Source organism: uncultured Xanthomarina sp. (assembly GCF_963971605.1).
Classification (GTDB): Bacteria; Bacteroidota; Bacteroidia; order Flavobacteriales; family Flavobacteriaceae; genus Xanthomarina; species Xanthomarina gelatinilytica.
The window spans coordinates 1-26,633 of sequence record NZ_CAXATZ010000026.1; the positions used below are offsets into that span (position 1 = coordinate 1).

The following is a 26,633-nucleotide window of genomic DNA, read 5'->3' on the forward strand; positions in this document are numbered from 1 at the left end:
TTTATATTACACCTATCAATCCAGCAACACATTTTACAATGTATATGGAGGTATTTATACAGTTGCTGTAAGGGATATTAAAAACAATTGTGGCATAGTAACCCAAGATGTTTCTGTTATTGGTTTTCCAAAATTCTTTACACCAAATGGTGATGGCTATAACGATACTTGGAATGTAAAAGGAGTCTCTAACTTATTTCAGCCAAATACCATGATTCGAATTTTTGATAGATATGGAAAATTAGTAAAACAAATTGATCCTCTTGGAACTGGTTGGGATGGCACTTTTAATGGAGAGCCCTTACCTACCAGTGATTACTGGTTTTCTGCAACACTACAAGACGGCAGGGAGTTTAAAAGTCACTTTACTTTAAAACGTTAAACATAAAAGTTGTACATTTAATTCAATAATTTTTGTTGAATGTCTCGACTTTTTACATACGTTATATTCTGTATCATTTTGACAAATAACATTCTTTTTAGTCAGGAGATTACGTTATTTCAGCAATTTAATGGACAATATGATTATTTGGCATTTGGAAACACTTTAAATTCTGGCGAAAACAATATAGATCGTGATTTTTGTGATGTTTTATCAGAATCCCAAGCCGATTTACTCATGCCAGCCAATACAACTATTGTTGCTGCATATCTCTACTGGGCTGGTTCTGGTAATGGCGATTTGGATGTGGCTTTAAACAATAATCCAATTAGTGCAGACAATATCTACTTAGTAGAATACAACGACCCTACTTATGGTTTGCTCACTTATTTTTCCTGCTATGCGGACATTACAGACTTCATCACAACAACAGGTAATGCTACCTATAACTTTTCAGGATTGGATATTTCTGAAACCTTAACAAACAATCTTGGCTATTGTGGCAACAGAACCAATTTTGCTGGTTGGTGTGTATATGTAGTTTTCGAGGAAAGTCAGTTGCCTTTAAATCAAGTGAATTTATTTCAAGGTTTGGAGATTATCAATAGAAATGTTCAGGAAAAAACTATTTTATTGGACAATGTAAATGTCTTGGATAACGATGGCGCTAAAATTGGTTTTCTTGCATGGGAAGGGGATGCCAATTTAAATTATGGCGAATCCATAATAATCAATAACAATATCATTTCAAGTCCGCCATTAAATCCTGCCAACAATGCTTTTAATGGCACAAACTCTTTTACAAACAGCAACACATTTTACAATGGAGACATTGATGTTTATGGCATTCAAAATAATATTGCAATTGGGGACACTTCTGTTGAAATAAAATTAACAACTGGAGATTTGGATATTTTTGGTAACCTGCAAGCCGATTTAATTATAATAAACAACATTATAACCGTATTAAACAGTCAGCTTCCTGATGCTACAGTTCAAATAAACAATATCCTTTTGGAATGTGGCAACAGACAAATCACAATCGATTACACTATTTTCAACATAAACAGTACAGATATTTTAGCTGCAAATGTTCCCATTGCCATCTATGCCAACAATGAACTTATTGGCAGCACATTTACCACAAACGAACTGCTTATTGGAGCTTCGGAAAACGGACAAATAACCGTTACTGTTCCAGAAAGCCTGCCAAATAACCTAAATATAACCATGGTTGTAGATGATACTGGAAATGTCACAGGAACGGTTGTTGAATTAAATGAACTTAACAACCAAGCCTTTCAGGATATCCAACTCCTTGATATACCTATCAATCCTCTCGAACCATTAAAAAATTGTGATGAAGGATTTGATCAAGCTTATTTCGACCTCACCCTCTCATTGGAACAAGTTGAAACCAATGGACAAACAATATCATTTTATGAATCTTTTGAAGATGTTGAAACAGATTTAAACGAAATAATTAATCCAACGTACTATCAAAACTCTGTTGAGCCACAAACCATTTATTTAAAAGTACCAACCGAACCCTGTTACCATATTTATTATTTTGATTTAGTAGTGGAAAATTGTCCACCACACATTCCACAGGTTTTTACACCAAATAATGATGGCTATAACGATTGGTTCAACATTCAAGGACTTTACAATATTTTTGAACAGCATGAACTGAAAATTTACAATCGATATGGCACCTTAATTTTTGAAGGAGACAACAATACACCATGGGAAGGAAAAGCCAACAAAGGCATTAATAATACTGGAAACATCTTACCCACTGGAACCTATTTTTATCAATTGCATCTAAACGATCCCAATTACAATATACTTACAGGTTGGGTATACTTAAATCGATAGTAAACATAAAATATTGCATTTTATCGATATTTTTTGCGTTTTGTCTAATTTTTACCTACTTTGCTCGCCCAATTAATCCCAAATTAATAGAATCTTGAAAGTAAAAAATAAAAGTACGCATCAAAGGCTTACATATGCTAGCTCTCTGTTAGCCGCTTTATTTATGGCTTTTTTGCAAACTACCTACGCCCAACAAATTTCCATAAACGATAACATCCCAGTGAACGACCTTATAGAAACACACTTAATCCAAGGCTGTGTAGAGGTTTCTAACATACAATCAAACAGTAACGGTACGGTAAATCAAATAGCCAGTTTTGGGTATTTTGAAAGAGACAGCTCCAATTTTCCGTTTGAAAATGGCATCATGCTTTCTACTGGAGCAGCAACTTCTGCTGGAAACACGGTAAATGCAAACCCTTTAAATGAAGGGGAAACCACATGGGGAACAGATCCTGATTTGGAATCTGCCTTAGGAATTACAAATACCTTGAATGCGACGTCCATAGAATTCGATTTTATTTCGGTATCCAATCAAGTACAATTCAATTATATTTTAGCTTCAGAAGAATATTATGCCAATTATCCTTGTGATTATTCCGATGGTTTTGCTTTCTTGATTAAAGAAACAGGTTCGGCTGCTCCTTATCAAAATGTTGCTTTGGTTCCTGGAACTGCCATTCCGGTTAACACTAATACAGTCCATGAAGAAATAGTTGGTTTCTGCCCAGCAGAAAACGAACAGTATTTTGATGGACATAATCTGGGAGACACCAATTTTAATGGAAGAACAACGGTATTAACAGCAAACGCCACCATTTTACCAAATGTTCAATACCATATTAAGTTGGTCATTGCAGATCAATCTGATGAGAATTTCGATTCAGCCGTTTTTATTGAAGGTAACAGCTTTAATGCTTCTGTAGATTTAGGTCCAGACGTGACCACCTGTGCAGACAATGTGACTTTAAATGCCGATATACAAAACCCGTTGGCTACTTACGAATGGTTTTTAAACGGACAGCCATTAATTGGTGAAACATCAGAAACCTTAACAGCTAGTGCTTCTGGAGCCTATACAACGGTTGTAACCATTCCTATTAGCAATACCACTTGTGTAATTGACGACACCATAGAAGTTACACTAAACTCCGAACAACCTGCTGGACCTATTGCAGATTATGAGATTTGTGATGATACCAGTAACGATGGTATTGAAACCTTTGATTTAAGCACTAAAGATGCCGAAGTATTAGCTTCCGTTCCTTCTTCAAGTTACAATATTAGTTATCATGAGTCTGCTACTGAAGCCCAAAATAACCTAAACGCCATAACCAATCCTATTCAAAATACGTCTAATCCACAAACCATATTTGTAAGAATTGAAGACACAACCAATGGTTGTTTGGCCTATGCCAATTTTAACCTGGTTGTAAATCCTTTACCAATTATTATAGACCCTCAACCCTTGGAAATTTGTGACGATGCCACGGCAGATGGCTTTACCGAAATAGATTTAACCCAAGCAGACAACGAAATAACCAACAACAATCCAAATTTAATTGTTACCTATCACTATTCTCAAGCAGATGCTGATGCTGGTACCAACCCAATAGCTTCCCCATACGTAAACACCAATCAAACCGAACAGCTTTTTGTGAGGGTTACAGATGCCAACACTGGCTGCTTTGGCACTACATCTATGGTTGTAACTGTTTTGGACAGTCCCGCTATTAATATGGATCCTCAAACCATAAATGCCTGTGAGCAAGATGGAGATGGTTTTGATAGTTTTGACCTCTCAACGGTTATTACTGATATTTTAGACGGATTGACAGGGGTTTCAACCACATTTCACACCTCTTATGAAGATGCGCAAACTGGAGATAACCCAATTCAAGATATTACTAACTTTGAAAATACAACTCCTAATGTGCAAACGGTTTATATAAGGGTTGTTGACGATGTTACTGGTTGTGTTGCCATTTCAGCTATTGAATTACACACCAATATTTTGGAATCAGGAACCCAAATCAGAAACTTCTACAGATGTGATGATGCTTCCAATGATGGAATTTCAGATTTTAACCTACAAAACATAGGAAACACCATTATCAACAATTTGGAAAACGTAACGGTTACTTTTTATGAAACCGAACAAGATCAAACCAATGGAACCAACCCAATAGACCAAACAGTTCCTTACCAAGTAACTGCTAGTCCACACCCATTGTTCGTGACCATAGAAAGTATAGATTGCACCTACTTTACAGACATAAATTTAGTGATTAATCCTGCTGTGGTTTTACAAGCATTAAATCCTGTAAATTATTGCGATACAGATGATGATGGCTTTACAGCGATTGAATTGGCTACCTTTGATACCTATGTAAGCTCTGGAATTTCAAATGCTACGGTTAGTTATTTTATATCTCAAGCAGATGCTGAAAATAACGAAAATATATTACCTCCTTTTTTCACGAACACAAGCAATCCTCAAATCGTCTATGCACGTGTGGCCGATGCAACAACTGGATGTAACGACATTGCTCCCCTTGAAATAAATGTCATACCTGCACCAACAGTTTCTCAACCATCAGACCTTGTAATTTGCGACGATGATCAGGATGCATATTATATAGTGGATTTAGAGGCTAAAATTTCAGAAATTGTTGCCAATACTTCAAACTTAAACATCTCTTTTCACACTTCAGAAAATGATGCTAATGCTGATACCAATGCCATTGCCAACACATCTGCATACAATGCCAATACACAAACGATATTTGTAAGGATAGAAAGTGAGATCACAACTTGTTATGCCTTAGTGAATTTCGAAATCATTGTTAATACCGAACCTGTGTTTACCAATATCAGTAACTTTAGAAATTGTGAAACCGATGGCAATCAAACAGCAGAGTTCTTTTTTGTGGATAAAGATGCCGAAATTTTAAATGGTCAAACCGGAAAACGCGTATTGTATTTTGAATCTGCTGCAGATGCCCTAAACAGAACCAACATCATTGACAAAAACTTGGCTTACACAAATCAATCAAACCCACAAACCATACATGTACGTGTGGAAAACCTAAGTGACCAAAGTTGTTTTGGAGTGTCTTCTTTTATTATTGAAGTAGGCTCCATTCCTGTTTTTGATGCACCTTTGGACACATTTTTATGTGATGACATGTCCAACGACAGTCAAGAATCCTTCGATTTAAACGCCATCATAACAGAAATGTCCCAAAACAGTCCGGAAAACTTAACCATTACTTTTTATGAGTCTTTAACGGACGCTGAAAACGAACAAAACCAACTACCTTTGGATTACACCAATCAAACCAATCCACAACAAATCTATGCACGTGTGGAAAATGGAACCTATTGCCATGCCATTGCAGAATTTGGTTTAAATGTGATACAAGTCCCTTTGGTAAATGCAGCTTCTGCTTTAACCCAATGTGATACAGATCAAGATGGATCTGCAAGTTTCAATTTAACAGTTTCAGAATCTGAAGTGTTGGATATTAGACAAAATGATATTTTGGTGACTTATCATGAAACCATGGAAGATGTGGATAATAATAACATTAGCATTCCAAATCCAAGTGCTTACAGCAATACCTCAAATCCACAAACGGTTTTTATTAAAGTCACCAATACTGTTTCCAATTGTTATGTTACCATTCCTTTGGATTTAATAGTTAACATACCTCCTACCATTAACTCGTCTTCTATTGAGATTTGTGACAACAATTCGAGCTCTTTTAATTTATTGGATGCTGTTGATGATTTAATAGGAACCCAAACTCCAATTGATGTTACTTTTTATTCCAATATAACAGATGCACAGAATGGACAAAATCCCTTGGATACCAATTATACATACAATTCAAACAACGATACTATCTTTATACATGCTTTAAATACAGACACAGGTTGTGCTGCTATTGGTTCCTTTAATTTATTGGTAAACCCAAGTCCCATGGCCAACCAACCTCCTGATTTAATAGCTTGTGATGATGATTTTGATGGCATGCTTATTTTCAATTTGTCCCAACAAACACCTTTTATTCTTGGCACACAAGACCCAAATAATTATAGTGTGGATTATTTTGAACTGTCAGAAGAAGCCATAGACAACACCAATGCCATACAAGATTTAAACTATTTGGCATTTGATGGACAAACCATTTATGTAAGAGTGGAAAATAACCAGACAGGCTGCTTTAACACCACATTCTTTAATACGGTTGTAAACAGAAAACCAGAAGTCAATATCCCAGACCAAACGGTTTGTTTAGACAACTTACCACTAATAGTTTCTGCTGAAACCGGTTTTGCAGACGACAGTTATGTGTGGTCAACCACTGCTACAACCCCAGAAATAGAAATCACACAAATTGGAACCTATTCTGTAACGGTTACCTCCATAAATGGATGCCAAACTACTTCCACCTTTAATGTCATAGAATCCGAACAAGCTACTATAGAATTCACAGAAACTGTTGATTTCTCTAATCCTAATAACATTACAGTTACCATTAGTGGGATTGGAAATTACCTTTATGTTCTGGATCATGGTGTCCCACAAGAGTCCAACGTATTTTATAATGTTACCTTAGGACCACACACCATTGAAATTATCGATTTAAACGGTTGTGCTTCTGCCATCAAAGACATTGTTATTATTGATGCTCCTTTGTTTTTTACCCCAAACAGCGATGGTTATAACGATACTTGGCACATCACTGGAGTCAACCAATTGGAAGGAACCATTGTCAATATTTTCGACAGATATGGCAAACTCATCAAAACCCTTACCAGCAGTTCTCCTGGTTGGGATGGCACCTATCGTGGTGAACCAATGCCTTCTAACGATTACTGGTTTGTGGCTTATGTTAAAAAAGGTGATATTTCTTTTGAAGTAAAACGACATTTTGCTTTAAAAAGATAAAAGAATCTCACAAGTCTTTAACAAACTTTATACTGTAAAAAAATTAGTATTGGTTATCTTTGCACACTAATTTCCATTAATGAAGCAGTATTTTATAATTCTTTGTGTTTTTGTTTCTTCCTTGACGTTTTCGCAAAACGTGATTACAGATAGCAATACCTATTCTGCTCAAGAACTTATTGAAGATATCTTAATAGATAGCAATTGCATTACAGATGTGGTTGTTACCAATGCTGTTGGTGGTAATTTCAATGGTCCAGATAAAAGCTATGGTTATTTTAACGCCAATGGTTCTTCGTTTCCCTTTCAGGAAGGCATTGTGCTCAGTACGGGAAGATTGATAAACGTACAAGGCCCAAATACCTCTCTAAGTGACGACGATGCAAACGGTTGGGGTGGCGATGAAGATTTGGAATATGCTTTAAACGAGTCGAACACTATCAATGCAACTATCTTGGAATTCAATTTTAGAGCTGTTGCAGACCAAATTAGTTTCAGGTATCTTTTTGCTTCCGAAGAATATCAAGAAGGCAACAGCAATACCTGTCAATATTCCGATTTATTCGGGTTTTTAATTAGAAAGGAAACAGAAACCATTTACGACAACATTGCCCTTGTTCCTGGCACCACAACTCCTGTTAAGGTAACAACGGTTCATTCTGGGATCCCTGGCGCTTGCCAACCCATAAACGAAGCCTATTTTGGGGGTTGGAACGATAGCAATGCTCCCATAAATTTTAATGGACAAACAGCTGTTTTAACTGCAACTGCCAATGTAATCCCTAACGAAACCTATCATGTGAAACTGGTTATAGCAGACGAACAAAATTACAGATACGATTCGGCTGTTTTTTTAGAGGCTGGCAGTTTTCAATTAAGTACCAATTTAGGACCAGATTTACTACTTGCCAACAATTCGGCTTTATGTCCAAACGAAACCATTTTATTAGATGCCAGCCAACCTGGAACCAACACTTATAGATGGTTTAAAAATGGTGTGGAAATTCCCTTGGAGACCAATCCCACCTACTTGGTTACAGATGCTGGAACCTACAATGTGGAAGTGGTTATTGATGGCACCTGTTTTTCGTATGGCGAAGTAGTTGTTGAAATGGCTGCAAATCCAACAGTTTTTAACACCACATTGAGCAGTTGCGATTATAATTTGGATGGTTTTACCAACTATAATTTATTTGATGCAGAAGCAGATGTTACCAATAACAACAATGCCTTGACTTTAGAAAACTTTTTCTTTTCTCAAGCAGAAGCAATCTCCAACTCAAACCCAATTCCCACACCAACCAATTTTGATAATACTGCCATTAACCAAATTGTATATGCAAGAGTTACAAATGCCAATGGTTGTATTTCGGTTGCAGAAGTAACTTTAACCTTTGCCAACAATCCTATTGTATTTCCATTATATCCAGGATGTGACGATGATACCAACGATGGCATAACGAGCTTTGATTTGGATGCCATGGAAGCTTTTGTGCTTTCAAACAACAATGTACCTAATACTGCCACAATCACCTTTTATGGGTCCCAATCTGAATTGGAAAACCAAACAAACCCTCTTTCCGGAACCTATGAAAACACAGACAGTTCCTATTTTGACACCTTATATGTTCAAATTACAGATAATGGTAATTGTTATGCCTATGCATCCATTTATTTAACAGTAAACCCTTCTCCAGAATTAATTTCAGATGAAGACATGGTTTATTGCTTAAATCTCTTTCCAGAAACCATACTTTTGGAAGCTGGAATTCTTTATGGTAACCCAATTGACTTTAATTACCAATGGCAATTTAATGGCACTGATTTATTGGAAAGCACAGAGCAAATTTCTGTGAATGAAGTAGGCACTTATACTGTAACGGTTACCAATAGTGATGGCTGTTCAAACACAAGAACCATAACGGTTCTTCCTTCCAATCTAGCTACAATTCAAGATATTTTAATAACTGAAGCGTCAGACAACAACTCCATAACAATAGTTGTAACTGGCGAAGGACAATACGAATTTGCCTTAGATAACGGTTACTTTCAAGACAGCAATACCTTTACCAATGTAACTGCAGGAAATCACACAGTGTATGTTCAAGATAAAAACGGTTGTGGTATCATTTCAGCAGATGTTTCTGTTTTAGGTTTCCCTAAGTTTTTCACACCAAATGGCGATGGTTACAACGATTTTTGGAATCCAGTAGGTTTGGATTACATGGAAACTTCGGTAACTGTAAACATCTTTAACAGATACGGAAAACTCCTCAAAGAATTAAGTGCTTTCAGTTCTGGTTGGGATGGCACTTTTAAAGGGGAATTACTGCCAACAGACGATTATTGGTTTGTAATTACCTTTAGTAACGGCAAAGAATATAGAGGTCATTTTACTTTAAAAAGATAGATGAAAGTTTCATGTAAAATTTCAACATCTTTAAGTAATTTAGCTTCGATGTCATACTGAGCTTGTCAAAGCATCTTAAATAATTTTTATAACATAAAAAATACGCATTATGCGTTTCAAAATAACATCAGAATTCAGTCCAACAGGAGATCAGCCAGCTGCCATCAAGCAATTGGCAGATGGCCTAAATGCCAATGAAAAATACCAAACATTGCTTGGTGTTACTGGTTCTGGTAAAACGTTTACAGTTGCCAATGTTATTGAACAGGTACAAAAACCAACACTGGTTTTGGCTCACAATAAAACCTTGGCTGCTCAACTATACTCAGAATTCAAACAGTTTTTTCCTAATAATGCTGTAGAATACTTTGTATCTTATTACGATTATTACCAACCAGAAGCTTATATTCCTGTATCTGGCGTTTACATTGAAAAAGACCTCTCCATAAACGAAGAAATAGAAAAAATGCGTTTAAGCACAACTTCTTCCCTACTTTCCGGAAGAAGAGATGTGCTGGTGGTTGCTTCGGTATCTTGCTTGTATGGTATTGGAAATCCTGTGGAATTTCAAAAAAACGTGATATCCATTGAAAAGGACCAGGTTCTTTCCAGGACCAAGTTACTTCATAGGTTGGTTCAAAGCTTGTATTCCAGAACAGAAGCAGAATTCCATCACGGAAATTTCAGAATAAAAGGAGACACTGTGGATGTGTTTCCCAGCTATGACGATCACGCCTTTAGGATTCACTTTTTTGGGGATGAAATTGAAGATATTGAAGCGTTTAACATTCAAACAAACGAAGTTATTGAAAAGTATGACAGGCTCAATATATATCCAGCCAACATGTTCGTGACTTCTCCTGAAGTCTTACAAGGCGCCATAAAAAACATTCAAGATGATTTGGTAAAGCAATACGAATATTTTAAAGAAATTGGTAAGCACCTGGAAGCAAAACGACTGAAAGAACGTACCGAATTTGATCTGGAAATGATTCGCGAATTGGGTTATTGTTCTGGTATTGAAAACTATTCCAGATACCTGGATGGTAGACAGCCAGGAACCAGACCTTTCTGTTTGCTGGATTATTTCCCAGACGATTATTTAATGGTTGTAGATGAAAGTCATGTGACCATCTCTCAAGTCCATGCCATGTATGGAGGAGATAGAAGCAGAAAAGAAAACCTGGTAGAATATGGTTTTAGACTTCCAGCAGCTATGGATAACAGACCTTTAAAATTTGAGGAGTTTGAAGCCTTGCAAAACCAAGTGATATATGTAAGTGCCACACCTGCAGATTATGAACTTCAAAAATCAGATGGCATCTATGTGGAACAGGTTATTAGACCTACTGGTCTGCTGGATCCTGTAATAGAAGTACGACCTAGCTTGAATCAAATTGATGATTTAATTGAGGAAATCCAACAAAGGGTTGAAAAGGATGAACGTACCTTGGTAACAACCTTGACCAAACGTATGGCCGAAGAACTGACCAAGTATTTAAGCAGGATTCAAATTCGGGTTCGTTACATCCATAGTGATGTGGACACCTTGGAACGAGTTGAGATTATGCAGGATTTACGAAAAGGTTTGTTTGATGTTTTGGTTGGTGTAAACTTGCTTCGTGAAGGTTTGGACTTACCAGAAGTGTCTTTGGTTGCTATTCTGGACGCAGATAAAGAAGGGTTTTTACGTTCGGCCAGATCTTTAACACAAACCGTTGGAAGAGCTGCCAGAAACCTTAACGGAAAGGCCATTATGTATGCAGACAAGATAACCAACAGCATGCAAAAAACCATAGATGAAACCAATTACAGACGTGAAAAACAAATTGCTTACAATACCAAACACAAGTTAACACCAAAGGCTTTGAACAAAAGTCTTGACAATGCCTTGTCAAAAAATTCGGTGAGCACTTACAGTTATGAATTGGAAGCCATGAAAGCGGCCGAACCAGAAAGCAAATATCTTACAAAAGGGGAATTGGAAAAGAAAATTCGTGAAAAACGAAAATTGATGGAACAGGCAGCCAAAGCTTTGGACTTTTTACAGGCAGCTAAATTTAGAGATGAGATTAAAGCTTATCAAGGGAAATTAGAAACTTTGAAATAAACCCCAAGTTCCTTAAAACTAAATTCCAAAAATCCATCATTCAAAAATATGCAACTATATAAGCTAAATCTTGAAGTATAAACTTTGAATTTAAATCAATTATATTGCACTTTAAAAATATCAATAAGCACATCTGGAGGAACAATTTTATTAGGAAAGCTTTCCATTAAATACAATACCTTATTGATGGATTCGTGACTTAAACCCATTCGGATGCCATAATTAAACAGCTTGATTCTTTCTTTTGGTGTATGCTCGTCATCAATATTCATAAGTAAAACCAATCTATGAAATTGCACAATACGTTCACTATGGGATTCTAAATGAATATAGTTTATTGGATGATCTATCAAATAATCGAAATCTTCTCTGGAGATTTCAAGCTGTTTTGCAATTGCTAGTAAAAAGTTATACTCAATTGGCTTTAAATCACTTTCGCTTTTTGCAAATGAAATCATTTCAGACAAAAGGCTTAATTTTTCAACCCTGTTAATCATTAGAGGAATGGATTAATATTTACATTATAAAGATACTTATAAACAATAATTAATAATCCCTTATAATTTGTAACTTGTCGAAAAATAATCTGCGTTTTATCGTTATTTTTTTACGCTTTGTATAAAATAAAAGTTAATTAACTGACTATCAATATTTTAACTACAATGTGTATTTCATCGATTATTTTACATTTGTGAGAAAAAAGAAACAATAAATTTTATATATGACTAATAACGACATCTTTAAAAAATTAAGGGTTGCTTTAAAACTTCGGGACGACGAAATAGTAAAAATTTTGGAATTGGTAGATTTTAGAATCACTAAAAGTGAGTTGGGCGCATTTTTCAGAAAAGAGGATCACCCTAAATACATGGAATGTGGCGACCAAATATTAAGGAATTTTTTAAATGGTTTAGTAATTCACCTACGTGGACCTATGCCAAAAAAGGATTCCAAACCAGCTATTTCAAACAAAAACACAAAAAAATAGGTTAGCATTTCAGTAGTATGGTAAATATTACTAAATTGCACAAATAAGACCAAAAAGTCCTAATCTATATGTTAGATAATCCTACGATCACACAGCTTTCTGAGATTTCAGAAGACACCATAAAAACCCTCAACAAAAAATACAAACCGCTTTCTGCCACCAACCGTATCAAAGAGCTTTATAAAGATTTTGATGTTAAAGATGTCATGCTTACCAGTTCTTTTGCTGCGACTTCTGCTTTTTTATTGAAACTTTTTTCTGAAGTAAATACAAACCAAAAAGTGTTTTTTATTGATACTGGCTATCATTTTGAAGAAACCTTAAAGTATAAGGAAAAACTGGAACAACTTTACAATTTAAATGTAACATCCATTACAGCCATTAAAGAGGAACATGAGTTTACCACAAAAGATGAAACTTGGAAAAAAAATCCGGATTTCTGTTGCTCCATTAACAAAGTAAGACCTTTGGAAACCATAAAAAAACAATACAAGGTTTGGGTTTCGGGATTGATGGAATGGCAAAGCGACCATAGAGCCAGCTTGGACATTTTTGAAATGAGAGGAGAGATTTTAAAATTTTATCCATTGTTGGATATTACCAAGGAACAACGTGATGCTTACATAGAAAAACACCAATTACCCTTTCATCCATTAGTTGCCAAAGGCTATCACTCCATAGGTTGCAGCCACTGTACAGTTCCTGGTGAAGACAGAAGTGGGCGCTGGAACAACAATCCAAAAACAGAATGTGGATTGCATTTATAAGGTTTTTTAGTTATTTTAAGGAATGACAATCAAAGAAATTCTAAATTCCACAGAACACAGACCTTGGAAAAAACCTAACAAAAGTTGGAAATATTATCAAGAATGGAATGATGCTATTTTTCTGCATTGGCAAGTAGAATTGCATGAATTAAAAAAATTTGTTCCAGAAGAATTAGAAATAGATTTATTTGAAGGAAAACCATGGATTTCTGTAGTAGCCTTTACTATGGAAAAAATAAGACCAAAAAACCTTCCAGCATTTAGACCAATTTCCAATTTTGAAGAAATTAATATCAGAACTTATGTAAAATGCAACAATAAAACTGGAGTATATTTTTTAAGCATAGAAGGTGGCACCAGTCTATCTTGTAAAATTGCAAAAGGCATCTCTCAACTTCCTTATCGTTTCTCAAATATAGAACGAAATACGAATCAATATTATTCAAACAACATTCAATTTAATGACAGATTAAAAATTGATTTTGTTATTAGTGAAAAAATAAATAAAAAAACCGCATTAGAACATTGGCTTGTTGAAAGGTATGCACTTTTTCAAGATTCCGAAAATACTATCAATGAATTTGAAATCCACCATTTGGAATGGCCTTTAAATGACATTGAATTGAAAAATTTAGAATTAAACTATCAACGCTATGAAAATCTGTTAAAAAATAATCCCATTAAAATGCATTATTCAAAAGGTGTAAAAGTAGTTGCTTGGGGAAAGACAGAAATAACGAAACTAAAAAAATAGTCATTATTAAGTAACATTTACTTTAAAACTAAAAAAACCACTTTACATTTAAAGTGGTTTTTAATTAATATAAAGATTGCTTTTTTAAGCTAATACTTTCTGTACTTTGTCTGCAGCTTCTTGGAATTCGGTAGCACTTAATACATCCAATCCAGAATTATCAATCAAATCTTTAGCGATGTCTGCATTGGTTCCTTGTAAACGTACAATAATTGGCACATTAATGTTCCCCATGTTTTTATAGGCATCAATAACTCCTTGAGCTACACGATCGCAACGTACAATACCTCCAAATATGTTTATTAATATGGCTTTTACATTTGGGTCTTTTAAAATAATTTTAAATGCAGCTTCTACTCTTGCAGCATCTGCAGTTCCACCAACATCCAAAAAGTTTGCTGGTTCTCCACCTGCTTGCTTAATTAGATCCATGGTTGCCATAGCAAGTCCAGCTCCATTAACCATACAACCTACATTTCCATCTAAATCCACATAGTTTAGACCTAGAGCTCCAGCTTCTACCTCTATTGGGTTTTCTTCACGTAAATCGCGTAAATCTTTATAATCTTTATGTCTAAAAAGCGAATTGTCATCTATGGTCACCTTGGCATCAACAGCCATAATTTTGTTATCACTGGTTTTTAAAACCGGGTTGATTTCAAATAAAGAAGAATCTGACTCAACATAAGCTGTATATAATGCAGAAACAAACTTGGTCATTTCTTTAAACGCAGTTCCTTCCAAACCTAAGTTAAAAGCAATACGTCTTGCTTGAAAAGGCATCAATCCTACAGAAGGATCGACTTCTTCGGTAAAAATTAAATGTGGTGTTTGTTCAGCCACCGTTTCAATGTCCATACCACCTTCGGTAGAATACATAATCATGTTACGACCTGTACTTCTATTTAACAATACAGACATATAAAACTCACTTGTTTCACTCTCTCCAGGATAATAAACATCTTCTGCAACCAAAACTTGGTGTACTTTTTTCCCTTCGGCAGAAGTTTGTGGCGTAATTAAGTTCATGCCAATAATTTGACCTGCAATCTGTTCCACTTCCTGAAGGTTTTTGGCAAGCTTTACTCCTCCACCTTTACCACGTCCACCAGCGTGAACCTGAGCTTTTATAACATGCCAACTTGTTCCTGTTTCAGATGTTAATTGTTTGGCTGCTGCTACAGCTTCTTGAGCATTTTTTGCAACAATACCACGTTGAATACGTACGCCAAAGCTTGCTAATATGTCTTTTCCTTGATATTCGTGTAAATTCATCTTTATTAAATTAATTGTCATTTATTTAAAAGAAGAAATCTCTTAAATCTATTGTGGCACAAAAGTAAACAACCTATTGCTTTTAACCAATATTTTTTACAGGAAGTATTAGTATACTTTTTAAATGACTGAAATATGAAATAATAATGCTAAAAATGAACTTGGTTATATTAAATAATTTTTAGTTTTACGCTTCAAAAAAAATAATAAATCAAATGAACACAAAAACCTTATTACAAATTGCGAAGGATTATGGAAGTCCTGTTTATGTTTACGACTCTGAGAAAATAGTCTCTCAATACAAACGTTTAACAACTGCATTTAATAAGGTCAAACAGGTGAAAATTAATTATGCCGTAAAAGCCTTGTCCAATGTTTCGGTATTAAAACTCATGCATTCGCTTGGGGCAGGATTGGATACCGTTTCCATACAAGAAGTGAAATTGGGTTTAACGGCTGGGTTTTCGGCTGATAAAATAATTTACACTCCCAATGGCGTATCTCTTGAAGAAATTGAAATTGCAGCAAACCTTGGGGTACAGATTAATATAGATAATCTTTCAATTTTGGAACAATTTGGAACCAAATACTCAAACATTCCTGTTTGTATCCGCATAAACCCTCATGTTATGGCTGGCGGAAACACCAATATTTCTGTTGGGCATATTGACAGTAAATTTGGGATTTCAATTCATCAAATCCCTCACATCCTTAGAATTGTTGAAAACACCCAGATGACCATTAATGGGATTCACATGCATACTGGAAGTGACATTTTGGATATTGATGTGTTTTTATATGCCAGTGAAATTTTGTTTGAAACAGCCAAACATTTTAAAGATTTGGAATTTATTGATTTTGGTTCTGGTTTTAAGGTTCCATACAAGGAAGGGGATATTGAAACCAATATTGAAGAATTTGGAAAAAAACTAACCAAAAGATTTAACGAATTCTGTAAAGAATATGGCAAAGAATTGACCCTAGCTTTCGAACCTGGTAAATTTTTAGTGAGTGAAGCTGGATATTTTTTAACCAAGGTGAACGTGGTTAAACAAACAACCTCAACAGTTTTTGCTCAAATCGATTCTGGGTTCAATCATTTAATCCGTCCCATGTTTTATGGGTCTCAACATGAAATTGAAAACATTTCCAATCCTAAAGGTAGAGAGCGTTTCTATTCTGTAGTTGGATATATATGTGAAACCGATACATTTGCAAACAACAGACGTATTGCAGAAATAACCGAAGGAGATATATTAGCGTTTAAGAATGCTGGAGCCTATTGTTTTTCCATGGCGTCTAACTATAATTCCAGATATCGTCCTGCTGAAGTTCTCTGGCACAACAACCAAGCACACCTTATTAGAAAAAGGGAAACTTTTGACGACATTATTAAAAACCAAATAGAAATCGACCTCACTAAATAAACAAAAAAAGCGTTTCAGAAACCGAAACGCTTTTTTTTATAAGTATAACGGGTTATTTTTTTAATATTTTTTTAGAGTAAGCACCTTTATCTGTTGCAATATTGGCAATATACATACCTGCTTTTAAGTTGGAAACGGAAATGGATGTTAAATGGTCATTTATAGACAAAACCTGTCTTCCACTTAAGTCTATTAGAACAATTGAACTTATTGTCTCGTTCTTACTTAAATGTATATTCAAAACATCTTTAACTGGGTTTGGAACTATGGTAAGTTCTCTTGATTCTAAGTTGTTTTCAGCAATATTTAAGGTGCTTAATGGTAACAAACTTTCCATAACAGTCTCGTTTACATTAAGTAAACCGACAACAAAATTATTGGTTCTAAACATCAAATTATTATTGTTATTATCATAATAGTAGTATGATGTTTGAGATGCTGCAGCGCTAACCGGAAAAGGTGATGTAGCGTTTAATGTTAAATTTTGAACAACTTTCAATCTTGTAACAGATCCTATATATGACCCTTCACCAATATCATTTAATTGTAAGGTACCATAAGCATCAACCACAACATCAATGGTTCCATTAAAAGTCCCTACTATAGTTCCAATTTGTGTATTAGCAATAGTAAAGCTACCTGAAACCGGATCAGAACTTACTGTATTATAAGACAAAGGAAATGTACCAATTAATGCGTTATTTGTATAATTAAACTGTAACTCATCTCTTTCAACACCTGTTAAAGAAACAGTAGACATTTCAATTTTCTCAAAGATATAATTAATATTTGTCGGATTGTTAGTATTGGTAATAGTTGCTACATTAGTAGTTCCAGGATAATTACTAAGATTTACGGGTGTGGGAGGGTTATAGGTATCTTCATTTTGAGTTCCCGTTGCTACAAGATCTGTAAAGTTCCAAGTTAGGTTTGGACCACTTGTAGTCTGATCAACAGAACCGCTTGAGGTTACTTCAGCATAATTAGATCCACTTAAACTGTTAAAGCCTGCTATTGGCACTTGCGAAAAAATCATTGCAGGAATTGATAAAAATAAGTAAAGTAGTTTTGTTTTCATATAAGTTAGTTTTCCTCAAATCTATCAAAAAGAGCATATTAAGTATAAAAAATAGGACAATTGTATAAAAATACCGTTAAAGTGTTAATTGTACTGAAATATAATTTTGTACTTTTAAAAGTAAATTTTCCATAATGAACAAACTAACTTGGGAATCGTTTACAAAACGCATCCACATTCATGCCACAACGGAAAAACTATATTGGTGTTGGGCTACATCAGAAGGTCTCACGTCATGGTTTTTAAAAGATGCAGTGTTTTTAAGAGACAACAAGCCTATTAATAAATCAGATTTTATAAAACCAAATGACAGCTATTTTTGGTATTGGCATAATTGGGACGGGAAAGAAGAAGGGAAAATTATTGAAACAAATGGGAAGGATTTTATAAAGTTTTTGTTTGCTGGAAGCTGTGAGGTTACCATAAACCTGGAACAGAAAAAAGAAGCCATATTGCTCTCCTTAACCCAGTCCAAAATCCCACAAGATGAAAAAAGCAAACTGGAGATTTTTTATAGCTGTAGTAATGGTTGGACCTTTTGGTTAGCCAATTTAAAGGCATATTTGGAACATGGTATATTGTTAAATGAAACCGGAATCGACCTAAAACCTTTTGGACTAGCAGGTTATGAATTTGTTAATATGTAGTTTTTTTTACTATCTTTAAACTCTCCTCAAGTCTTTTTAATAGCGTACAAAAGACTTATGAAAACTAACAAACTAAAGCCCATTGTGCTTGCCAGTGCAACATCTCTTCGTTGTGCCAAAAAATTCACGTTCTCATTCGAGCCTTTTTTTATTTTAAAATACTTTAAAACCCTATTGTGTTTTGTACTTCTATGCCATACTCCATTAGTTTTTTCCCAAACCAAAAAAATGGATAGCTTATCAGAAGCGCTTCAAAAAGAAACAGACAAAAATTTAAAACTGGCCATAATAGACGAGCTGGCCAACACAGCATTTCAAACAGATTTTGAAACAGCTCTCGATTATGCCAAACAAGGGGTTTTACTTTCTGAAAAAAACCAAAACAAAGAATGGCAGCCCAAATTTTATGAAATGACCGGAAGAATCCATGCCAATTTATTGGAATTGGATTCAGCAACCACTTATTTCAATAAAGCCGTAAACGGTTACAAAGCCATTAACAACAAAAAAGGTCAGGCAACCACCTATTTTAAGATTGCTTGGGTACACAAAAGAAGAGGGAATATTGAACAAGCCCTAAAACTGGATCTTGAGGCCTTGAAACTTATGGAAGTAATTCAGGACAACACAGGAATTGCTGGTGCATACAGTCGGATTTCTGAAGACCTAAACAAACAAGGCAGACATAATGAAGCCCTGGAATACGCTTTAAAAACCATAGAAATAAGCAAAAAAAACAAGCTAAACACCGAATTGGTCTATGCTTACACCTCTGCTGGCGACACACATATGTATTTGGGGTCTTACCAAAAAGCCTATAACTATTTTAATGATGCATTGTTATTGGCTTATCAGCAAAATGTGTCCACTTATGATTTAATAAACTTTAGAAACAACAAAGCGAATGCACTTAAACGTATGGGCAAACATCAAGAGGCTAAAATTGAATATGAAACGGCTTTAGCCAAAGCTAAGGAAATCGAGTATGAAAATGCCAAATATGTTATTACTGCCAATTTAGGGGAAATAAACTTGCTTCTAGGAAACTACAACGATGCACTTAAATACCAGCTCCTAACGGTAAATTTGCAGGAATCCAATGGAGATGTCTCTAATCTTACAGAAAATTACGAACATGTAAGCACCATATACGAGAAATTAGGCAATTATCCAAAAGCCCTGGAATACCAGAAAAAAGCAAGGGTTATGAGAGATAGTACTGCTGCTATTGAAAGTGATAAGGTAATGTCCAACCTATTAACAAAATACGAAACTGAAAAAAAGGAAGAAACCATAAAAGTCCAAAAAGCAAAAATCTCCCAACAGCAAAAAACCCAAATCCTGTATATAACCATTGCGGCTTTATTGACCTTTAGTTTAATAGGCATGTTTTCCAGCATGAGGAATATTAGAAAAAAACGTAAAAAGCTCCAAGTTTTAAATTTGGAATTGGAAACAAAAAACAAACAAAATGAGCTCCTTCTCAAAGAAATACATCATCGCGTAAAAAACAATTTGGAGTTGGTAAAAAGTTTAATCTCCTTACAGTCTGCACAACTGGAAGACTCTGCAACCAAAGATGCCATGATAGCGAGTCAAAATAGGGTTCAGTCCATGGGAATCATCCATCAAAAACTCTATCAAGGCGAAAATTTAGGGAGTATTGAAATGAAAGATTATTTCATAAATTTAAGTGAAGGGATTCTAGACACCTTTAATAGTGAAGATCAAATAAAAATTGAATGTGCCATGGAGCAATTGGAGTTGGATGTGGACACTGCTGTCCCTATTGGGTTGATAGTGAACGAACTTTTGACCAATGCTTTAAAATATGCTTTTCCTGAAAACCAAAAAGGGAACATCCAAATTAGCCTACTTAAAGACAAACCTGACACTTTAACACTCAAGGTGGTGGATAACGGCATTGGCAAAACCCAAGGAATCGCTCCAAAGGGAACCGGTTTTGGCTCTCAACTTATCAAACTTTTAACCAAACAATTGAATGGTGAAATGAAAGAAGAATCGCATAATGGCACGTCTGTTCTATTTCACTTTAAATTAAAATCCGCTGCATAACAAATGAATCCTCCATTAAAAATATTAATCGTAGAAGATGAAATGATCATTGCAGCCAATATTTCTTTGCAGCTAACCTCATTAGGCTATGAAGTAACCGGAATTATTCCTCGTGGAGAAGAAGCACTCCTACATATAAAGCAACATCAACCAGACATGGTCTTGTTGGACATTAACTTAAAAGGAAAAATAGATGGTATTGAAACAGCTCTTTTAATGCAACAAGATTACCATATTCCCATTATTTACCTTACGGCGAATGCAGACGATGCAAACTTTAATAGAGCCAAAGCCACAAACCCTTATGCATTTATTTCAAAACCTTTTAAAAAACTGGATTTACAGCGCGCCATTGAACTTACTGCAACCCATTTAAAAGACAATAACACAACTCCCAAAGAACACACATTGGACAATGAAGACCCTTTAATACTTAATGATTGTATTTTTGTTCGTCATCATGAAAAAATGGTAAAAATAAATATCATAGACATTCTTTACATAGAAGCCGAACGTAATTACTGCCGAATTTATTCTAAAGGCAAAGAGTTCTTAATAGTAACCACTTTAAAGGACATAGATCAAAAATTACCACAAGATCACTTTTTAAGAATTCACAGGTCGTTTATTGTCAATATTTCACAAATAGATGAAATTGCCACAAGTCATGTAGTTGTTTCCAGAAAAGCCATTCCCATAAGCAAGCAGCTAAAATCCGAACTCTTAAAACGCTTACATACAATATAATAGCACAAAACCCTGTCTCCTGAAAAATTAATAGGTGACACCTATTTCTTTAGATAACTAAAAAAGGATGTTCGGACATTAATAACACCATTTCGTCCTAACCCACTTTCAATTGGTTGTGCAATTAAGTTACTTAGTTAAAGTAAAAGCTATTATTAATCAATACCTAAACATTGTGAAATCCATAAAGATCAAACTGGTACTAACCATTTTTGTTGTGATGTTGCCAATAGTTACAAAATCACAAGAGAACAATATTATAACCATAGAGGAAGTCTACAATCATATAATTGTAAATCAAGTTTCAAACACTAGACATATTGTAAGTCCTTCCCCTAAATACCAATTTAGCAATGGCCATAAAAACCAAAACATTGAAATCATTAATTCAACCAAGGTCAAGAACATAATTACAGAATTTAATAACGAATGGGAATACCTCATGTTCAGCAACATGACCATAACTGAAATAGACAGTGACCATATTTTGGTTACTGGAATTATTTCAGGCAAAAACATGGAAAAAGGCATGATAAACCACATGGTATTTCAACATACTTGGTTACTTGAAAATGGAGTGCTCATAAAATTTATTCAATAAACCAAATGCACAAACAAAACAGGCAGGTTAATTTTTTATAGAGGGAAATTTATAGAAATCGTTTTACTTGAGGTTTAAGGTTTTGGTGATTTTTAAACAAAAATGTCAAGTCACAAACGATCTAAAATCTGTCTGTTTTTATTTAAAAAAACATTCAACAATAAAAAAACAAAATCCCATGGATAAAGTAGGCATTATAGGTGGTTCTGGCTTTATTGGAAGCTACATCACAAAACTGTTTTTAGATAAGGGTTTTGAAGTTAAAGTTTCAACAACAGACATTTCAAACCAAGAAAAATATGAGCACTTAATGAATTTAGATCATTCTGACCATTTATATCTCAGCGAATTGAATGTTGAAGACAAAGAACAGTTAAAAGAATTTGTAAAAAATTGCGACATTATTATTCATGGTGGCACACCTTTTCAGTTGGATTTTAAAGATGCCAAAACCGAATTGTTAGATCCAACCATAAAAGGGACCGAAAATTTCCTGGAAATTATAAAAGATACACCTATGGTAAAAAAAGTGGTGTTAATTGCTTCTGTTGCTGCATGGAATACCAATTTCCCCTTACCAGCAAATGGTAAAAAACCAACAGATGTATTTAACGAAAACAGTACACCATATATGAGTGAGGAAAGTCATCCTTATGCACAGGCCAAATTTATTGCCAATGAAACGGTTCGCAAATTTATTGCAGAAACCCCAAATTTGGATTTTGAAATTACCAGCGTATCTCCAGTAGCCGTTATGGGTAAATCCTTGTCCAAAAGAGAAGATTCCACCTCAACTGGGTTACAGTTTCTTTTTAAAAACAAAATTGCTCCAAACCCTTTTATCCAAATGTTTTACGACAAGGATGTTTTGTTTGCCCTTGTAGATGTAAAAGATGTTGCCATAGGAGTTTACAAAGCTGCGACCATTTCAGGTTTGCATGGGAAAAACTATTTGTTATCCAGCGAAAGTTATCCTTTATCAGACATCAACTTAATGTTGAACCAAAAAGCACCTAAAAACAGGCCAATTACAGTATACCAAAACCAAATGGCAGAACGTGAATTGGGTCTGCCTTTTCGTCCTGTGAAATTAACTTTAAATAACTTTTCAAAATAAATAATCATGAAAAAAACACTCTTATTATGTTTTACTGTTATATTGCTCACAACAATGACTTCACTGATAAGCTGTAAAGAAAATGCAGAAAACACTCAAAACCAATCCGAACCAGTGGAAGCAACAATAAAAGTTGCAGATGTGCCAGAGTATTTCCTATTACGCCCAGAAGTAGAAAAAGCCTATGGTTATTCGCATGCCGTAAAAATTGGCAACAGTATAAAAATATCTGGTGCTGTTAGTATGGATGAACAAGGCAATCCTACTGCTGTAGGAGACTTGAAACAACAAATGAAAAACTGTTATGCCGATCTAGAAAAAATATTAAACCATTATGGCTGTACGTTTAACGATGTGGTTGTAGAAAACATCTTTACAACAAACATGCCTACCTTTTTGGAAGTTGCAGCTTATAGAGCTGAAATTTATAAAAACCATTTTCCAACAGGATCTTGGATAGGAGTCAAGGAATTAGCCATACCAGAGTTTCTTATAGAAATAGAGATGGAAGTACATAAAACAGAATAACGAATAATGAAGGTTAAAAACGAACTATGAGGACAGCACTTTTGGGAGACGATAAGCTAGGATGTTTCGAATCTATGCATTTTGCTAAAAAACACTTTCGGAAAGCAAAAGAAACGACCTGTAAATAAAGATGTTGAAAAAACTTCAGCTTATCTCAATATGGTTAATGTTGCTGGACAAATAAAAGAGATTTACTTGCAAGAAAATGAAGATGTAAGATCCATTTTTGAAGAAATGCTGAAACCTTATGGGATTTGGATGTGGATAATCCAACCATACAAAACACCAATATTACAGATCATGATGTATTCGACTATGGTAAAATTTCTGGTTTTCAAATCATTCATTATCCATTGAATTGAAAAGCATTATATATTACACAGATTAATATCATATAGAATGCTTACAAGAAAGCAACAAGATAATTAATGCAAGTTATGCTGCACTTGTCCATCAAATTGCAGAGAGAGACTCCCATATGCCCAGATATGAGTAGGTCTTTCGATTATCTGCTACAAAGGAAGCAACATTCATAATAACCAGTTAAAACATAAAATCATGATTAAATTAACAGTACTATATGGACACCCAACAGACATTGAAACATTTGAAACCTACTATGTAAACACCCATTTACCAAAAGCGTCTAAAATGAAAGATCACCTAAAAATTGAACTTACAAAATTCATGAATTCTCCAGATGGCTCCAAACCAGCTTATTATAGAATGGCAGAGTTTTGGTTTTCCAATCCTGAAACCATGCAAGCAACCATGTCTTCTCCAGAAGGTCAAGCTACTGCTAAAGACTTAGACAATTTTGCAACTGGTGGCGCAACCTTATTGATAGGAATTGTGGAAGGATAAACGTTCTTTTATGACACCAATTAATCGATTGGACATTATAAGTTTAAACAAATAAAAAAAATATCTTTTATAGTAAGCTTAAATAAATATCTTAAAAAATTCAAAAAATAAATAGTCATGAAAAAAAAAGTAGTATTGATTACAGGAGCAAGTAGTGGCATTGGGAAATCGACTGCCGAAGCCTTTGCTGCAAAAGGAGCCAACGTCGTGGTAGCTGCTCGTAGGGAAAATGAATTACACAATTTAGTCAATGCCATTAAAGCCAATGGTGGCAAAGCTACTGCCATACAAACAGATGTTTCCAACAGTAAAGAGGTTGAACAAATGGTTGCACATACCATGGAGACATTTGGTCGTATTGATTATGCCGTGAACAATGCTGGTATAGAAGGAGAAATCGCACCTATTACCGAATTGTCGGAAGCATCTTGGGACAAGGTGATGAATATCAATCTTAAAGGTGTCTTTTTATGTATGAAATACCAAGCAAAAGCCATGCTATCAGGTGGTCATTCTGGGGCTATTGTCAATGTTGGTTCAGTCAATTCTTTCCTTGGGTTTCCTGCTGGATCAGCTTATGTGACTTCAAAACATGGCCTTGTTGGGTTAACTTCAAGCGTTTCTGCCGAATTAGGCCCAAAAGGCATTAGAGTGAACCTCTTGTGCCCTGGAATAACCGTAACGCCAATGCACAGCAGAATCAGAGACCTTTTTGGAGACGATTTGTATGACAAAGGAATCATCCCAAAAGTTCATTTACAACGTGCTGGAAAACCAGAAGAAATGGCGAAAGTCATTTTATTCCTCTGTTCAGACGAGTCAAGTTACATAAGTGGTTCAACGCTTACGGTAGATGGTGGTCTTACGCTAACAATGTAACACCATTATAAGTATAATTAAAATAATTTAAAATCCATTACCTATCCTTAACCATCTCTTTTAGGGTGACACCTAATTGTATTTGTTTTGAAAGTATATAAAATGCAGTAAAAAACTCATTCCTTTAGGTCATCACAAAACCTGTTAATACGTGCATAAAAGCTTTTTTATGTTTAGTTATGCCTATTATGGGAAAAGAAAAACATTCTTTGTAAGATAACATTCACGATTATTTTGTATTTTTAACTTGACTACTAGCCTCTTAAACTAAAGCTAGTTCTCTAAAAAACATATACTTTATAGCAAATTGCCCTTTTCTGCTCTGCTAAACAGATGCTTTTGCAATAGCCTAATTGTTTTGCTCAATTTGGAATTCTTTATTGCAACATCACGTGAACCCTTCTTAATTTAACACTATTAAAATGTCACTTAAAAGCCATAAATCATGAAAAATCTTATCTTAATTGGATGTTTATTATTGATTTTCACATCCTGTGAAAAAAAACCTCGCTACACACAAAATTCTGAACAAATAGAAATTGTTAAAGCTGCCATTAACGATTACGACTACCAAGAATGGGAAAAACTCATGTCCCATTATGCAGATACAGCCCATATTTATTACAACACCAGATCAAATGTCCTGTCTCCAAAAGAACTTGCAGAATTTCATAAAAAAAACGATGTCTATTTTTCTACTCGTGCCTTTGAAGATGAAAACAGGGAATATGAGATGGTGGAAGATAACAACGGAAAAACCTGGGTGAATTTTTGGGGTCTATGGAAAGGGAATTTGGCTGCAAACAACAAACAGATAATCATCCCTGTTCATATTACCTATCAATTTATTGACAATAAAATTGTAACGGAATATGGTTATTGGAATTCTTCAGAGCTACAATCGGAACTACAAAAAATAAATACCGAAAAATCAGCAACAGACAGCATACAAGAACCCCAAGCTGTAGAAGACATACAAGAAGTGATTGACATTAAAGACGAAGACTTGGAGTAAATGCACATATATTTATTATTATTTTACCTAAAGTTCAATAATAAATATTGATACAATTTCTTATAAATTGATTTTGGTAAAAAAATAAGCCTATTCGGACAAAAATATGAATGTTTCATCCTAATCCGATTTT

22 protein-coding genes are annotated in these 26,633 nt (G+C 34.8%); 19 read left to right on the plus strand and 3 right to left on the minus strand.

The annotated features are described in order from the left end of the window. The 5 genes from AACY93_RS09930 to uvrB all read left to right on the plus strand — a co-directional run. Positions 1-382 (plus strand): T9SS type B sorting domain-containing protein (locus AACY93_RS09930; protein ID WP_339611850.1); only part of this gene is annotated, 382 nt, incomplete at its 5' end. 78 nt (positions 383-460) lie between these two features. After that, positions 461-2,260: a gliding motility-associated C-terminal domain-containing protein gene (locus AACY93_RS09935; protein WP_287006346.1), complete on the plus strand. Its 1,800-nt coding sequence runs from the start codon at positions 461-463 to the stop codon at positions 2,258-2,260. Positions 2,261-2,423: 163 nt separating this feature from the next. Further along, positions 2,424-7,217 carry a choice-of-anchor L domain-containing protein gene (locus AACY93_RS09940; protein ID WP_287006344.1) on the plus strand — a complete coding sequence of 1,598 codons (4,794 nt, stop codon included), beginning with the start codon at positions 2,424-2,426 and terminating at the stop codon, positions 7,215-7,217. 79 nt (positions 7,218-7,296) lie between these two features. After that, complete coding sequence (locus tag AACY93_RS09945) at positions 7,297-9,627, plus strand: T9SS type B sorting domain-containing protein (protein ID WP_286853362.1); 2,331 nt, start codon at positions 7,297-7,299, stop codon at positions 9,625-9,627. 109 nt (positions 9,628-9,736) lie between these two features. Further along, a complete protein-coding gene (gene uvrB / locus AACY93_RS09950) occupies positions 9,737-11,737 on the plus strand; it encodes an excinuclease ABC subunit UvrB (RefSeq protein WP_286853361.1) in 2,001 nt (666 codons plus the stop codon). Positions 11,738-11,832: 95 nt separating this feature from the next. Here uvrB and AACY93_RS09955 read toward each other — a convergent pair whose 3' ends face one another. Beyond that, positions 11,833-12,234 (minus strand): hypothetical protein, encoded by a 402-nt coding sequence (locus tag AACY93_RS09955; protein WP_007650151.1) that lies wholly within the window; start codon positions 12,232-12,234, stop codon positions 11,833-11,835. Between the two features lie 224 nt (positions 12,235-12,458). Between AACY93_RS09955 and AACY93_RS09960 the strand changes: the two genes are divergently transcribed. The 3 genes from AACY93_RS09960 (at position 12,459) to AACY93_RS09970 (ending at position 14,246) form a co-directional block, all read left to right on the plus strand. Then, on the plus strand, positions 12,459-12,725 hold the full coding sequence (locus AACY93_RS09960) for a DUF1456 family protein (RefSeq protein ID WP_286853360.1): 267 nt from the start codon (positions 12,459-12,461) through the stop codon (positions 12,723-12,725). A 68-nt stretch (positions 12,726-12,793) separates the two neighbouring features. Next, complete coding sequence (locus AACY93_RS09965) at positions 12,794-13,492, plus strand: phosphoadenylyl-sulfate reductase (protein ID WP_286853359.1); 699 nt, start codon at positions 12,794-12,796, stop codon at positions 13,490-13,492. A gap of 22 nt (positions 13,493-13,514) precedes the next feature. Further along, positions 13,515-14,246, plus strand: a complete 732-nt coding sequence (locus AACY93_RS09970) for a DUF2071 domain-containing protein (protein ID WP_286853358.1) — start codon at positions 13,515-13,517, stop codon at positions 14,244-14,246. Positions 14,247-14,330: 84 nt separating this feature from the next. Here the strand turns inward: AACY93_RS09970 and sucC are convergent, their stop codons facing one another. Beyond that, positions 14,331-15,521, minus strand: a complete 1,191-nt coding sequence (gene sucC / locus AACY93_RS09975) for an ADP-forming succinate--CoA ligase subunit beta (RefSeq protein WP_007650138.1) — start codon at positions 15,519-15,521, stop codon at positions 14,331-14,333. Positions 15,522-15,736: 215 nt separating this feature from the next. Between sucC and lysA the strand changes: the two genes are divergently transcribed. After that, positions 15,737-16,948, plus strand: a complete 1,212-nt coding sequence (gene lysA / locus AACY93_RS09980; protein WP_286853357.1) for a diaminopimelate decarboxylase — start codon at positions 15,737-15,739, stop codon at positions 16,946-16,948. A 52-nt stretch (positions 16,949-17,000) separates the two neighbouring features. Here the strand turns inward: lysA and AACY93_RS09985 are convergent, their stop codons facing one another. Continuing rightward, the gene (locus tag AACY93_RS09985; protein WP_286853356.1) at positions 17,001-18,026 is read right to left on the minus strand and encodes a T9SS type A sorting domain-containing protein; all 1,026 of its coding nucleotides are present in this window, start codon (positions 18,024-18,026) and stop codon (positions 17,001-17,003) included. A gap of 134 nt (positions 18,027-18,160) precedes the next feature. On the opposite strand from AACY93_RS09985, the gene AACY93_RS09990 reads away from it, so the two are divergent. The 10 genes from AACY93_RS09990 (at position 18,161) to AACY93_RS10035 (ending at position 26,500) form a co-directional block, all read left to right on the plus strand. After that, positions 18,161-18,673, plus strand: coding sequence for an SRPBCC domain-containing protein (locus AACY93_RS09990; RefSeq protein WP_286853355.1), 513 nt, complete (start codon positions 18,161-18,163; stop codon positions 18,671-18,673). Positions 18,674-18,730: 57 nt separating this feature from the next. Further along, the gene (locus AACY93_RS09995; protein ID WP_339611856.1) at positions 18,731-20,749 is read left to right on the plus strand and encodes a histidine kinase dimerization/phosphoacceptor domain -containing protein; all 2,019 of its coding nucleotides are present in this window, start codon (positions 18,731-18,733) and stop codon (positions 20,747-20,749) included. A 3-nt stretch (positions 20,750-20,752) separates the two neighbouring features. Continuing rightward, positions 20,753-21,496, plus strand: coding sequence for a response regulator (locus AACY93_RS10000; RefSeq protein ID WP_286853353.1), 744 nt, complete (start codon positions 20,753-20,755; stop codon positions 21,494-21,496). Between the two features lie 175 nt (positions 21,497-21,671). Further along, positions 21,672-22,097: a hypothetical protein gene (locus tag AACY93_RS10005; protein ID WP_286853352.1), complete on the plus strand. Its 426-nt coding sequence runs from the start codon at positions 21,672-21,674 to the stop codon at positions 22,095-22,097. A 178-nt stretch (positions 22,098-22,275) separates the two neighbouring features. Beyond that, complete coding sequence (locus tag AACY93_RS10010) at positions 22,276-23,214, plus strand: NAD-dependent epimerase/dehydratase family protein (RefSeq protein ID WP_286853350.1); 939 nt, start codon at positions 22,276-22,278, stop codon at positions 23,212-23,214. A 6-nt stretch (positions 23,215-23,220) separates the two neighbouring features. Beyond that, the gene (locus tag AACY93_RS10015) at positions 23,221-23,742 is read left to right on the plus strand and encodes a RidA family protein (protein WP_287006339.1); all 522 of its coding nucleotides are present in this window, start codon (positions 23,221-23,223) and stop codon (positions 23,740-23,742) included. Between the two features lie 81 nt (positions 23,743-23,823). Then, the gene (locus AACY93_RS10020) at positions 23,824-24,099 is read left to right on the plus strand and encodes a hypothetical protein (protein ID WP_287006338.1); all 276 of its coding nucleotides are present in this window, start codon (positions 23,824-23,826) and stop codon (positions 24,097-24,099) included. Positions 24,100-24,300: 201 nt separating this feature from the next. Further along, a complete protein-coding gene (locus AACY93_RS10025; protein ID WP_287006336.1) occupies positions 24,301-24,606 on the plus strand; it encodes an EthD family reductase in 306 nt (101 codons plus the stop codon). Between the two features lie 117 nt (positions 24,607-24,723). After that, the gene (locus tag AACY93_RS10030) at positions 24,724-25,485 is read left to right on the plus strand and encodes a glucose 1-dehydrogenase (protein WP_287006334.1); all 762 of its coding nucleotides are present in this window, start codon (positions 24,724-24,726) and stop codon (positions 25,483-25,485) included. Positions 25,486-25,930: 445 nt separating this feature from the next. Then, the gene (locus AACY93_RS10035; protein ID WP_287006332.1) at positions 25,931-26,500 is read left to right on the plus strand and encodes a nuclear transport factor 2 family protein; all 570 of its coding nucleotides are present in this window, start codon (positions 25,931-25,933) and stop codon (positions 26,498-26,500) included. Positions 26,501-26,633: the final 133 nt, after the last annotated feature.